The sequence below is a fragment of the Allobrachymonas wangyanguii genome, from assembly GCF_045055315.1.
In the GTDB taxonomy this organism is placed as follows: Bacteria; Pseudomonadota; Gammaproteobacteria; order Burkholderiales; family Burkholderiaceae_C; genus Brachymonas; species Brachymonas wangyanguii.
This window is the reverse complement of sequence record NZ_CP173677.1, coordinates 788,458-800,910: the sequence shown is the minus strand read 5'-3', so window position 1 is coordinate 800,910 and position 12,453 is coordinate 788,458. Positions and strand designations below refer to the sequence as shown.

10 protein-coding genes are annotated in these 12,453 nt (G+C 64.2%); 3 read left to right on the top strand and 7 right to left on the bottom strand.

What is annotated here, in order from left to right; all coding sequences use genetic code 11:
• Positions 1 to 99: 99 nt before the first annotated feature.
• From glnA to ACI3EV_RS03740, 7 genes are all read right to left on the bottom strand, one after another.
• Complete coding sequence (gene glnA, locus ACI3EV_RS03770) at positions 100 to 1,515, bottom strand: type I glutamate--ammonia ligase (protein WP_329769830.1); 1,416 nt, start codon at positions 1,513 to 1,515, stop codon at positions 100 to 102.
• A gap of 279 nt (positions 1,516 to 1,794) precedes the next feature.
• Entirely contained in the window at positions 1,795 to 2,655 is an 861-nt protein-coding gene (locus tag ACI3EV_RS03765) for a molybdopterin-binding protein (protein WP_329769831.1), read from the bottom strand.
• The gene (locus ACI3EV_RS03760) at positions 2,652 to 3,578 is read right to left on the bottom strand and encodes an EI24 domain-containing protein (protein WP_329769832.1); all 927 of its coding nucleotides are present in this window, start codon (positions 3,576 to 3,578) and stop codon (positions 2,652 to 2,654) included. The genes ACI3EV_RS03765 and ACI3EV_RS03760 overlap by 4 nt, the downstream gene beginning before the upstream one ends.
• Positions 3,579 to 3,604: 26 nt before the next feature.
• Positions 3,605 to 4,333, bottom strand: coding sequence for a 16S rRNA pseudouridine(516) synthase (locus tag ACI3EV_RS03755; protein WP_329770113.1), 729 nt, complete (start codon positions 4,331 to 4,333; stop codon positions 3,605 to 3,607).
• A 30-nt stretch (positions 4,334 to 4,363) separates the two neighbouring features.
• A complete protein-coding gene (gene parC, locus ACI3EV_RS03750) occupies positions 4,364 to 6,721 on the bottom strand; it encodes a DNA topoisomerase IV subunit A (RefSeq protein ID WP_405198031.1) in 2,358 nt (785 codons plus the stop codon).
• A gap of 96 nt (positions 6,722 to 6,817) precedes the next feature.
• Positions 6,818 to 7,849, bottom strand: coding sequence for a lytic transglycosylase domain-containing protein (locus ACI3EV_RS03745; protein ID WP_337690851.1), 1,032 nt, complete (start codon positions 7,847 to 7,849; stop codon positions 6,818 to 6,820).
• 1 nt (position 7,850) lies between these two features.
• Positions 7,851 to 9,836 carry a DNA topoisomerase IV subunit B gene (locus tag ACI3EV_RS03740; protein ID WP_337690853.1) on the bottom strand — a complete coding sequence of 662 codons (1,986 nt, stop codon included), beginning with the start codon at positions 9,834 to 9,836 and terminating at the stop codon, positions 7,851 to 7,853.
• A gap of 147 nt (positions 9,837 to 9,983) precedes the next feature.
• Here ACI3EV_RS03740 and ACI3EV_RS03735 point away from each other — a divergent pair, with 147 nt between their 5' ends.
• The 3 genes from ACI3EV_RS03735 to dapA all read left to right on the top strand — a co-directional run bounded on the left by ACI3EV_RS03735 (position 9,984) and on the right by dapA (position 12,419).
• Positions 9,984 to 11,222 carry an MFS transporter gene (locus tag ACI3EV_RS03735; RefSeq protein ID WP_329769835.1) on the top strand — a complete coding sequence of 413 codons (1,239 nt, stop codon included), beginning with the start codon at positions 9,984 to 9,986 and terminating at the stop codon, positions 11,220 to 11,222.
• 5 nt (positions 11,223 to 11,227) lie between these two features.
• Positions 11,228 to 11,377, top strand: a complete 150-nt coding sequence (locus ACI3EV_RS03730) for a hypothetical protein (RefSeq protein WP_329769836.1) — start codon at positions 11,228 to 11,230, stop codon at positions 11,375 to 11,377.
• 157 nt (positions 11,378 to 11,534) lie between these two features.
• Positions 11,535 to 12,419 carry a 4-hydroxy-tetrahydrodipicolinate synthase gene (dapA, locus tag ACI3EV_RS03725; protein ID WP_337690857.1) on the top strand — a complete coding sequence of 295 codons (885 nt, stop codon included), beginning with the start codon at positions 11,535 to 11,537 and terminating at the stop codon, positions 12,417 to 12,419.
• Positions 12,420 to 12,453 lie beyond the last annotated feature (34 nt).

The following is a 12,453-nucleotide window of genomic DNA, read 5'->3' as shown; positions in this document are numbered from 1 at the left end:
TGACATGTGCATGACATGCCACAAACAAGACAGCCTCGCCACCGGAGTGACGAGGCTGGTGTACCGGCAAGAGCGACGACTGCCGCCCTGCTGCTACGCTTACAGCGAGTAGTACATCTCGAACTCGAGCGGGTGCGGTGCCATGCGCATGCGCGTGACTTCACCCATCTTGAGTTCGATGTAGGCATCCAGCATGGAGTCGCTGAACACGCCGCCCTTGGTCAGGAAGGCGCGGTCGGCATCCAGTGCGTCCAGCGCCTGGTCCAGGCTGTGGCAGACGGTCGGGATCAGCTTGTCCTCTTCCGGCGGCAGGTGGTACAGGTCCTTGGTGGCGGCTTCGCCCGGGTGGATCTTGTTCTCGACACCGTCCAGGCCGGCCATCAGCAGCGCGGCAAAGCCCAGGTAGGGGTTCATCATCGGATCCGGGAAACGGGCCTCGACACGACGCGCCTTGTCGCTGGCCACGTGCGGGATGCGGATGGAGGCAGAGCGGTTGCGGCTGGAGTAAGCCAGCTTGACCGGCGCCTCGAAGTGCGGCACCAGACGCTTGTAGCTGTTGGTGGACGGGTTGGTGATGGCGTTCAAGGCACGGGCGTGCTTGATGATGCCGCCGATGTAGTACAGGGCGAAATCGCTCAGGCCAGCGTAGCCGTTGCCGGCAAACAGGTTCTTGCCGTCCTTCCAGATGGACTGGTGCACGTGCATGCCGGAACCGTTGTCACCGGCGTAAGGCTTGGGCATGAAGGTAGCCGTCTTGCCGTAGGCATTGGCCACGTTCCAGATGATGTACTTCTGCAGCTGGGTCCAGTCGGCACGCTCGACCAAGGTGCTGAAACGGGTACCGATCTCGCACTGGCCGGCACCGGCCACTTCGTGGTGGAACACCTCGACCGGGATGCCCATGGCTTCCATGATCAGCACCATTTCGGCGCGCAGGTCTTGCGTGCTGTCGATCGGGGGCACCGGGAAGTAGCCGCCCTTGACGGTGGGACGGTGACCCTTGTTGCCGCCTTCGAACTGGCGGCCGGAGTTCCAGGGTGCCTCGTACTCGTCGATCTCGACGAAGCAGCCGGACATTTCCGTCTTCCAGCGGATGTTGTCGAAGATGAAGAACTCGGGCTCCGGACCGAAGTAAGCCGTGTCGCCCAGGCCGGAAGCCTTCAGGTAGGCTTCGGCGCGCTTGGCGATGGAGCGCGGGTCGCGCTCGTAGGCCTTGCCATCTCCCGGCTCCAGCACGTCGCAGGTCAGCACCAGGGTGGTTTCCTCGAAGAAGGGATCGATGTTGGCCGTGTTCGGATCAGGCATCAGCAGCATGTCGGATGCCTCAATACCCTTCCAGCCGGCTACCGAGGAGCCGTCAAAGGCCTGACCGTCGGTGAAGCGGTCTTCATCGAAGTGGGAGACCGGCACGGTGACGTGCTGTTCCTTGCCACGGGTATCGGTGAAACGGAAGTCAACGAACTTGACTTCATTCTCGCTCACCATGTTCATCACGTCCTGGACGCTTTTGGCCATCGTACTTTCTCCTAACAAAGTGACTGTTCAGATCCGCCGCTCCGCCGGGACATTCCGGAGGTCTTCTGGATATCCGGAATTGCATGCAACAAGCGTGCCAACTTTCAGATCAGGGTGTTTTTCACGCCAGAAAGGGCGAAACCCACGGCTGCAGACGGAACTATCCCGGTATTGTGCCTGTTGCCGGCCAACGCGTATCTGTCCGCTCATGAAAAAATTGCATGACGCACCAAAATGAGGACAATGACGCACTTTTTTGGTGCATTGGTCGTTGCCGAATCAGGCCGGATCCGCAGCCTGCGGATACACCAGCTGAATGCCCAGTTCACGCAGGCCCTGCTCCATCTCGGCAAAAGCGGCTGGCACCTGGTCTGGCGCGCCCTTGACGCCCAGGTCGATGTGCGGGCCATGCACCGGATGCTGCAGTGTCGGCAGGCTGAACACCTTGACCAGCGGGTAGCGCGCCTCGATGGCTTCCAGCAGCGGCGTGATCCTGGCCTCGGAGGCCTTGCAGGCCAGTAGCGAACGCTCGGCCCACTCACGCTGGTCAAACCAGCGTGCGTAGTACTGGTCCAGCGTCCAGGCCATCATGGGCCAGGCCATGGCCGGGAAGCCGGGATAGAAATGCACGTGACCGATCGAGAAGCCGGCGATCTGGTTGTAGGGGTTGGGCACGATCTGGCAGCCGATCGGGAACATCGCCATCTGCAGGCGCTGCTGGTGTTCGGCATCGGTCGGGTTGTACGGCACGCCACGCTGCTCGGCCAGTTGCCGGAAGCGCTGCTCGATCAGCACCGCACCCTCGGGGTGCAGCGCCAGCTCCACGCCGAGGGCTTCGGCAGCCGCCTGGCGTGTCTGGTCATCCGGCGTGGCACCGATGCCGCCACAGGAAAACACCACATCGCCGCAGGCCAGGACATCGCGCAGGGCCGCAACGATATCGGCGCGACCGTCCCCGACGATGCGCACCGAGCTCAGCGTCAGGCCACGCTCGGCCAGGGTCTGGATGGTGTGCGGCACATGCTTGTCCTGGCGGCGGCCGGACAGCAGCTCGTCACCGATCAGCAGCAGGTGAAAGCGCGGCATGCTGGCATGTGCCGGCGGCGCCTGGATGCCATGGGGCAGAACGGGAGCAGTCATGCGGAATCCTTGTTGGAGGCGCGGCTGGCCGCAGCGGGAAGAGTCAGGGTCTCGGCAACCGGCACGACGGGACGGCTCCCGACATCAAAGCCGGGCTGGCTGGCGACAAAGGCGGCGCGTTCACGCTCTTCCTGCTGGCGCTGCTGCTGCAGCACGGCCAGGCAGAAGTGCACGAACCAGAGCGAGGAAAACGCAAATACCAGCATGTAGATCCAGATCGCCGCCGGAATCAGTACGGCAAAAGCGACCAGGAACACCGTGGCCGAGGCCCAGACAATGCTGGGCGCGGTACCGAGCAGACCGGTGATGATGCCGATGATGAGCAGTTCGGTGCGATGGCGTTGCATCAGCTGGCGGCGCTCCGGCTTGCTGGCGTGCTCGGACCAGGCATCGAAACTCATCACGCGGTAGCTGAGCCAGCCCCAGATCAGCGGCGGCACGATTAGCACCAGCGGCGGAATGAACCAGAGCGGGATGCTGAACAACAGCAGCAACAGCGCCAGCACAGTGTGGCCAAGCGACCAGCCGATGCTGGCCAGCAGCGAGGCACCGTGCTTGCGCTCGAGTTGCGGGAAGCGGCGCTCGGCTACCAGCTTGACCAGTGCCGGCGTCATGAAGCCGGCCACCAGCAGCAACGAGGCCAGCACGATCAGCGGCGTGATGGAAAACACCACCACCAGCGGCGCGATCACGTTCTTGAAATGTGGCAGATTCAGCCAGTCCAGCGCCTGGTGCAGGGTGGCGAGCAGCGTCGTGCCTTCCAGCCACTCCAGCACGGTATCGACCGCCGGCCACCAGCCCCACTGGGCAAAGGCGAGCCCGGCCAGCAGCATCACGACAAAAGGCAGCAGCGACAGCAGGATCACGCGCGGCCGCAGGCAGTAGGCGACGGCGCGCCAGAAGGCATCAAGCAGGATTTTCATGATAGACAGCAGTGTAGCGAAGCGGCCTATTTCTGTTGCAGCGCCTGCAGATCGTCCGGCGTCAGCCAGCGCCACTGACCCGGCGCCAGATCGGCTGGCAGCTGCAGCGCACCGATGCTGTGCCGATGCAGGCCTTCGACCCGGTTGCCGACGGCGGCCAGCATGCGCTTGACCTGGTGGTACTTGCCCTGGGTCAGCGTCAGGTCCAGCGTGGTCTCGCTGGTGATGACACAGGCAGCCGCCTGCACCGGTTTCGGATCGTCATCAAGCACCACACCGGCCAGCAGGCGTTCGACCTGGCGCTCCTCGATCGGGTGCTTGCACTGTACCTGGTAAAGCTTGGGCACCTGATGCCGTGGCGAGGCCATACGGTGGATCAGCTGGCCGTCATCGGTCAGGATCAGCAGACCGGTGGTGTCCTGGTCCAGCCGGCCGATGGCCTGTACGCCTTGCACACTGCTTTTCTGCGGGCGCTGGCGCAGCGGTGCCGGCAGCAACGTATAGATGCTCGGCCAGGCCGAGGGCTTTTGCGAGCATTCGGTGCCGGCCGGCTTGTGCAGCATCAGGTAGGCCTTGGCATGGTATTCCCAGTCCTGCCCCTGCACGCTGAAGCGCAGGCCTTCGCGCGGCTCCACCGGGTGCAGTGCATCCCGCACGATCTCGCCTTCGACCTGCACCAGGCCTTGCTGCACCAGCCCGGCACAGACACGGCGCGTGCCAAAGCCCTGCTGGAACAGCATGTCATCGAGCGCCATCGGACGCAGTTTCTCTGTCTTGGCCATGGCTTACTGTACCTTCTCGATGCGTTGCAGCTTGAAGGTCCAGCCGGCGTCCTTGCCCTTGCGGCCCCTCACGCCGGCGGCGTTGTTGAGGCTGCGGATTTCCAGCGTCTCCTCGCGCGGCTTGCTGCCACGACCGATGCCGCTGACCCGGATGCTGCGGGCATACGCTGCAGCACCAACCAGGCTGGCCTTGTCCTCCAGGCTCATCAGCATCAGGCCGCGACCGCCGTTGGGCATGGTGCGCAAGTCGGTGATGGCAAAAGTCAGCAGGCGACCATCGGTGCTGGCGCAGGCTACATGGGTGGCTTCGGCCAGCTGCTGGCCGGGTGTATCGGCAGCGCTGACGCGGGACGGTGCGCAAATCGTCTCACCCGCGTTGCAGGTGATGAAGGCCTTGCCGGCACGCTGGCGCGAGCTCATGTGCTCGATGCTGGCGAGGAAACCGTAGCCCCCGCTGCCGGACAGCAGCCAGGTACTCTGTGGCGCACCGGCGATAAAGTGCAGCAGATGGGTGCCGGCCTCGAGCTCGATCATGGCCGAGATCGGCTGGCCATCGCCGCGCGCACCCGGCAGGCCGGAGACCGCGACCGTGTAGATGCGACCATTGTTGCCAAAGGCGAGCAGTGTATCCACCGTGCGGCATTCGAAAGTGCCGTAGAGCGCATCGCCGGACTTGAAGCTGAAACTGTCCGGCGCATGGCCGTGGCCGGTGCGCGCACGCACCCAGCCTTTTTCGCTGATCACCACGGTGACCGGCTCGTCCACCACCTTGACCTCGACCACGGCGCGGCGCTCCTGCTGGATCAGCGTGCGGCGCGCATCGGCAAACTGCTTGGCGTCGGCCTCGATCTCCTTGATCATCAGGCGGCGCAGGCTGGCCTCGCTGCCGAGGATATCTTCCAGCCGCTGCTGTTCGGCGCGTAGCTCGGACAGTTCCTGCTCGATCTTGATCGCTTCCAGCCTGGCCAGCTGGCGCAGGCGGATTTCCAGGATGTCCTCGGCCTGGCGCTCGGTCAGACGGAAACGCTCGATCAGCGCCGCCTTGGGATCATCACTGGCACGGATGATGGCGATCACCTCATCGATATTCAGCAGGATCAGCTGGCGCCCTTCCAGGATATGGATGCGGTCCAGCACCTTGTCCAGCCGGTGGCGGCTGCGGCGCTGGATCGTGGTCTGGCGAAAGCTGATCCACTCCTGCAGCATCTGGCGCAGCGATTTCTGCGTCGGCTTGCCGTCGATGCCGATCTGCGTCAGGTTGATCGAGGCCGAGGTTTCCAGGCTGGTGTGCGCCAGCAGCGCGCCAATCAGGTCCTGCTGGCTGACGGTTCGCGTGCGCGGCTCGAACACGATACGCACAGGCGCCGTCTTGCTCGATTCGTCACGCACGCCATCGAGTACCGCCAGCAGGCTGGCCTTGAGCTGCAGCTGCTCCTGGCTGAGCGCCTTCTTGCCGCTCTTGATCTTGGGGTTGGTCAGGTCCTCGATTTCCTCGAGCACCTTTTGCGCGCTGACGTTGGGCGGCAGCTCGGTCACCACCAGCTGCCACTGGCCGCGCGCCAGGTCCTCGATCACCCAGCGCGCGCGTGTCTTGAGCGAGCCACGGCCGCTGCGATAGGCGTCGGCGATGTCTTCGGCGCTGCTGATGATCTGGCCGCCACCGGGAAAGTCCGGTCCGGGCAACAGCTGGAGCAGCTCCTCATCGGGCAGGTTGGGCTGCTTGATCAGCGCAATGCAGGCATCGGCCACTTCACGCAGGTTGTGGCTCGGGATTTCGGTCGCCATGCCGACGGCAATGCCGCTGGCCCCGTTGAGCAGCACGAACGGCAGGCGCGCCGGCAGCTGCGCCGGCTCCTCGGTGCTGCCGTCGTAGTTGGGAATGAAATCGACCGTGCCCTGGTCGATTTCGTCGAGCAGCAGCGTGGCAATTTTCGACAGGCGCGCTTCGGTGTAGCGCATGGCGGCGGCACCGTCACCATCACGGCTGCCGAAGTTGCCCTGGCCATCGATCAGCGGGTAGCGTTGCGAAAAATCCTGTGCCATGCGCACCAGCGCGTCATACGCGGCCTGGTCGCCATGCGGATGGTAGCGGCCGAGCACGTCACCGACGACGCGCGCGCACTTGACCGGCTTGGCACCATTGGCACCGTTGCTGCCGCCAAAGGACAGGCCCATGCGGTCCATGGCGTAGAGAATGCGGCGTTGCACCGGCTTCTGGCCGTCGCAGACATCGGGCAGCGCACGGCCCTTGACCACGCTCAGGGCGTATTCCAGATAGGCACGCTGCGCGTACATGGCCAGGTTGGGCTGGTCGTCCTGCCCGTCGGGCATCAGTTCGGGGAAAGTGGTATCGGTACTCATGGTGAATCGGTTCAGGCTGCCGGGCGGCAGACAGCCTGCGGCAACCGGCCTGCCCGCTCAGGGGGAGGCCACAGCGCGCAGGCTGCAGGAATCAGGTCAGGGGTGGGCCAGCGATGCCGGTTGCACTACCACATCTGCCCCCAGGCGGGTGGCATCGAGGTCGGCTTCGGCGATCTTGGTCGAGACGGTATCGAGCGCTGACGGCGTGTTGCCCTCTGGTGGCGCCAGCTCTGCCAGCCGGTTCTCGGAACGCAGGCGCTGCACCACGATCGGATCCGCGGGAGGTGGCGGAGCAACCCTGGCCGTGGCCGGGATGCTCATGCTGACGCGGTTCTTGCCGACCTGCGCCTTGCCCAGTGGCATGGCGCGCGCGACGGCCAGCTGGCTGGCACTGGCCGGGTTGAGCGTGTTGTACAGCGCCATCACGGTGCGCACGTAGTTCTGCGTTTCGCGGTAGCGCGGAATCTGGTTGCCGGCACGTGCCACGGCACCGTGGCCGGCGTTGTAGGCAGCTACCGCCAGATCCAGACGGCCCGGATACTTGTTGACCAGGAACTTGAGGTAGCGCGTACCCAGGCGGATGTTGAGCGCCGGATCGGTCAGCTTGTCCTCGACCGAATACTGGGCGTCGGAGCGCAGGCCGAGGTCCATGGCGGTGGTCGGCATGATCTGCATCAGGCCGACGGCACCCACTGGCGAGACGGCGCCGGCATTGAAGCCGGATTCGGCCGCGATTACCGCCTTGACCAGGTTGTAATCCAGGCCGTTGCGATTCGCTTCGCGCCTGATATGGCCGCTGACCTGGCTGTAGGAGCGCGAGCGGTTGATCTGCGATGCCAGCCGGATCGCCTTGCTGCCGGCAGCGGCATCGGCCGAGGCATTGAAGACCAGGCCGCTGGCCGCAGGCCCGGGCTTGCGCTGCTGTTTCTGCGCCAGCGCCGACTTGCGCGGGTCAAAGTCGAAGTTCTCGTTCTTGAAATAGAGCTTGTAGCGGCTGTCCAGCTGGGATTCGGCGAAATGGGTCATGCCCTGATCGTCCACGTAACCCCAAACATCGGCGTGTGCCGCCAGCGGCAGGCCGCCACCAATCAGGATAGCCAGCAGCCAGGTGCGAAAAACAGGTTTCATGTCAGATATCCAGTTCCAGTTCGAGGGCCGAGCCATGCAGCTCCATCAGCTCGCGGCGCGCAGCAGCTTCGCCCTTGCCCATCAGCTTGCCCATCAGTTCCTGAGTCTGTTCCAGCCCCCAGGTTCCCAGATGCACCTGTAACAGTCGGCGTGTATCGGGATTGAGTGTGGTTTCCCACAGTTGTTCGGCCGACATCTCGCCCAGGCCCTTGAAGCGGCTGATGCTGATCTTGCTGTCGGCCACGCCATCCTTGCGCAGTTTTTCCAGGATCGATTGCATCTCGGCTTCATCCAGCGCGTAGTGCTTGGAGGCCGGCTTCTTGCCGCGCGCGGGTGCATCGACTCGGAACAGCGGCGGCTGCGCGATGTAGACATGGCCGGCATCGATCAGCGCCGGGAAATGGCGGAAAAACAGCGTCAGCAGCAGCACCTGGATGTGCGAGCCGTCCACATCGGCATCGCTCAGGATGCAGATCTTGCCGTAGCGCAGGTTGGACAAGTCGGGGCGGTCGCCCGGGCCATGCGGATCAACGCCGATGGCCACCGAGATATCGTGGATCTCGGTGTTGGCAAACAGGCGGTCACGATCGACTTCCCAGGTGTTCAGCACCTTGCCACGCAGCGGCAGCACGGCCTGGGTTTCCTTGTCGCGGCCCATCTTGGCACTGCCACCGGCGCTGTCGCCCTCGACCAGGAAGACCTCGTTCAGGCCAAGGTCACGGCTTTCGCAATCGGTCAGCTTGCCGGGCAGCACGGCAACGCCGCTGCCCTTGCGCTTCTCGACCTTCTGGCCGGCGCGCTGGCGGCTTTGCGCCGCACGGATCACCAGTTCGGCCAGCTTCTTGCCGTCTTCCAGGTGCTCGTGCAGCCACAGCTCAAACGCCGGACGGACAAAGCCGGACACCAGCTTGAGCGCATCGCGCGAGTTGAGCTTTTCCTTGATCTGGCCCTGGAACTGCGGATCCAGCACCTTGGCGCTGAGCACATAGCTGGCGCGCGCGAACACGTCTTCGGGCATCAGCTTGACGCCTTTGGGCAGCAGCGCGTGCAGCTCGACAAAACTCTTGATCGCCTGGAACAGGCCATCGCGCAGGCCGCTGTCATGGGTGCCGCCGGAATGGGTGGGAATCAGGTTGACATAGCTTTCGCGTACCGGGCTGCCTTCTTCGGTGAAGGCGACGCACCAGGACACACCCTCGCCTTCGGCAAACTGCTCGGAACCGTCTTCGGCAAACTGCTCGCCATGGAACAGCGGAATCAGCGGATCGGCGGTAAGTGTCTGCGACAGGTAGTCGGCCAGGCCGCCCTTGAACTGCCAGGAGAGCGTCTCGCGCGCTTTTTCGTTATGCAGGCTGACCGAGACACCGGCCATCAGCACTGCCTTGCTGCGCAGCAGGTGCACCAGGTCAGATTGCGGCAGCTGGGCACTTTCAAAATAGCGTGGCTCGGGCCAGACGCGCACCGTGCTGCCCTGTCGGCGATCACCGCTGGCGCTGGGGCGCAGCTGCAGCGGCTCGATCACGTCACCGTGCGAGAACACCATGCGCGCCACCTGGCCGTCACGGTAGCTGCTGACCTCGAGCCGGCTGGACAGCGCATTGGTAACGCTGACGCCAACGCCGTGCAGGCCACCGGAGAAACTGTAGGCACCGCCCTGCCCCTTGTCGAACTTGCCGCCGGCGTGCAGGCGGCTGAACACCAGTTCCATGACCGGCGCGTTTTCCTCGGGGTGCATGCCGAACGGGATGCCGCGACCATCGTCCTCGACCGAGATCGAGCCGTCTTCGTGCTGGATCACCTTGATCTTCTTGCCGAAACCGGCCAGCGCCTCGTCTGCCGCGTTGTCGATCACCTCCTGCACGATATGCAAGGGGTTGTCGGTACGGGTGTACATGCCCGGACGCTGCTTGACCGGCTCCAGCCCCTTGAGGACACGGATGGAGCCTTCGGAATAGGAAGGAAGATGGGATGCGGTACTGACCATCATTTCATTTTAGTAGGATTCCTCCGACAATACCTGTGAATTTTTACAGGTATGCGACGACCAGCAGGCGCAGGTCAAAACTGCTACCATCAGCCTTCTGTTGCGCACGCGCGTGTGCGATCTCTATATTCCAGCCCTCCTGACAGCCCCATGTCCAGCACCCCCACGCCCAGCCCGGCCCACCCCCCGCTCCCCCTGTGGCAAATCCTGCTGTGCGGCGCCATGATCGTGACCCTGTCGATGGGCGTGCGCCACGGTTTCGGCCTGTGGCTGCAACCCATGACCCAGGCCAATGACTGGACGCGCGAGCACTTCTCCTTTGCCATGGCGGTGCAAAACCTGGCCTGGGGCTTCTGCGGCATTTTTGCCGGCATGCTGGCGGACCGCTACGGCGCCTTCAAGGTGCTGGTCGGCTGCGCGCTGCTGTACGCGCTGGGCCTGCTGGGCATGGCGTATTCGACCACGCCGATGATGCTGGCGCTGACCTGCGGCGTGCTGATCGGCATGGCACAGGCCGGCACCACCTATGCCGTGATCTACGGCGTGATCGGCCGCAACGCGCCGGTAGAGCGCCGCTCCTGGGCAATGGGCGTGGCCGCCGCCGCCGGCTCCTTCGGCCAGTTCCTGATGGTGCCAGTGGAAGGCTGGCTGATTGCCACCTCCGGCTGGCAGCTGTCGCTGGTCTGGCTCAGCATGGCGGCGCTGCTGATCATTCCGCTGGCCTGGGGCCTGCGTGAGCCCGGCTTTCACGGCAGCGCGCCGCGCCAGCGCGAACAGAGCGTGGCCGATGCCCTGCGCGAAGCTACCAGCCATCCGAGCTTTCTGATGCTGATTGCCGGCTACTTTGTCTGCGGCTTCCAGGTCGTGTTCATCGGCGTACACATGCCGAGCTATTTGCGCGACTACGGCTTCTCGCCGCAGGTGGCGAGCTATTCGCTGGCACTGATCGGCCTGTTCAACGTGTTCGGCAGCTACCTGACCGGCAGCCTGGGCCAGCGCATGAGCAAGAAAGTGATCCTGGCCAGCATCTACATCCTGCGCTCGCTGGCCATCATCATCTTCCTGCTGGTACCGCTGAGCCCGACCAGCGTCTATATCTTCTCGGCCGTGATGGGTTTCCTCTGGCTGTCCACGGTGCCGCCGACCAACGCGCTGGTGGCGCAGATCTTCGGCGTGGCGCACCTGTCCATGCTCGGCGGCCTGGCCTTCTTCAGCCACCAGATTGGCTCCTTCCTGGGCGTCTGGCTGGGCGGTCTGCTGTATGACCAGACCGGCAGCTACGACATCGTCTGGTATCTGGCGATTGCGCTGGGCATCATGGCAGCGGCGCTGAACCTGCCGATCCGGGAATCCGCCATTGCGCGACCGACCCGGGTCGTGGCATCCTGATGGCCATGACACATCGATCCCCCCTGCTCCGCATCGGCGCCTGGCTGCTGGCCGGCCTGGCGCTGCTGTTCGTGTTCCTGCTCTACACCCAGCCCGACTTCATGCTCAACGTGGACGCGCTGATGTGGAGCTGCTTCGGGCTGGCGCCGCGCTGACGTGTACGTTAACCTGCCGTAACCTTTGCCGGCCGGCAAGTCCTGCACGAAATCGGCAAAATGTGGCAACATCCCAGGATTACAATCCGAGGCAGAGGCAGCCGCTGCATGGCGTGCTGCGTGCACCGTTTCGCACCGTACCTGAAAAGAGTCCTGCATGACCACCCTCACCGGAAGCATTGTCGCCCTCGTCACTCCGTTCCAGCCTGATGGACAAGTCGATTACGCCGCGCTGCGCAAGCTGATCGACTGGCAAATCGCCGAAGGCACCGACTGCATCGGCGTGGTGGGCACCACGGGCGAGTCCCCTACCGTCAACGTCGAAGAGCATTGCGAAATCATCCGCGTCGCTGTCGAGCAAGCCGCTGGCCGCGTGCCGGTAATGGCCGGCTGCGGTGCCAACTCCACCGCCGAAGCGATCGAGCTGGCGCGCTACGCCAAGGGCGTGGGTGCCAGCAGCCAGCTGCAGGTGGTGCCCTACTACAACAAGCCGACCCAGGAAGGCCAGTACCTGCACTTCAAGTCGATTGCCGAAGCCGTGGGCGACCTGCCGATGGTGCTGTACAACGTGCCGGGCCGTTCCGTGGCCAACATGGACAACGCCACCGTGCTGCGCCTGGCGCAGATCCCGGGCATCATCGGCATCAAGGAAGCAACTGGCGACATCGCCAAGGCACAGTGGCTGATCCGTGACGTGCCCGAGGGCTTTGCCATCTATTCCGGCGACGACCCGACCGCCGTGGCGCTGATGCTGTGCGGCGGCCAGGGCAATATCAGCGTGACCGCCAACGTGGCACCGCGCCTGATGCACGAGCTGTGCGTGGCCGCGATTGCCGGCGACCGCAACACCGCCATGCAGATCCAGAACCGCCTGCTGCCGCTGCACCGCGATCTGTTCGTGGAAGCCAACCCGATTCCGGTCAAGTGGGCGATGGAACGCATGGGCCTGTGCGGTGGCACCATGCGCCTGCCGATGACCCCGCTGAGCAGCGCCAACCACGCCGTGGTGGAAGCTGCACTGAAGGCCTCCGGCCTGATCTGACGACCGACTCCCGATGTACCAAGGACATTCCCCC

Bases quoted from the DNA above. Each gene is read 5' to 3' on its own strand.
- glnA (WP_329769830.1), bottom strand. From the start codon at position 1,515: ATGGCCAAAAGCGTCCAGGACGTGATGAACATGGTGAGCGAGAATGAA.
- ACI3EV_RS03765 (WP_329769831.1), bottom strand. From the start codon at position 2,655: ATGACTGCTCCCGTTCTGCCCCATGGCATCCAGGCGCCGCCGGCACAT.
- ACI3EV_RS03760 (WP_329769832.1), bottom strand. From the start codon at position 3,578: ATGAAAATCCTGCTTGATGCCTTCTGGCGCGCCGTCGCCTACTGCCTG.
- ACI3EV_RS03755 (WP_329770113.1), bottom strand. From the start codon at position 4,333: ATGGCGCTCGATGACATGCTGTTCCAGCAGGGCTTTGGCACGCGCCGT.
- parC (WP_405198031.1), bottom strand. From the start codon at position 6,721: ATGAGTACCGATACCACTTTCCCCGAACTGATGCCCGACGGGCAGGAC.
- ACI3EV_RS03745 (WP_337690851.1), bottom strand. From the start codon at position 7,849: ATGAAACCTGTTTTTCGCACCTGGCTGCTGGCTATCCTGATTGGTGGC.
- ACI3EV_RS03740 (WP_337690853.1), bottom strand. From the start codon at position 9,836: ATGATGGTCAGTACCGCATCCCATCTTCCTTCCTATTCCGAAGGCTCC.
- ACI3EV_RS03735 (WP_329769835.1), top strand. From the start codon at position 9,984: ATGTCCAGCACCCCCACGCCCAGCCCGGCCCACCCCCCGCTCCCCCTG.
- ACI3EV_RS03730 (WP_329769836.1), top strand. From the start codon at position 11,228: ATGACACATCGATCCCCCCTGCTCCGCATCGGCGCCTGGCTGCTGGCC.
- dapA (WP_337690857.1), top strand. From the start codon at position 11,535: ATGACCACCCTCACCGGAAGCATTGTCGCCCTCGTCACTCCGTTCCAG.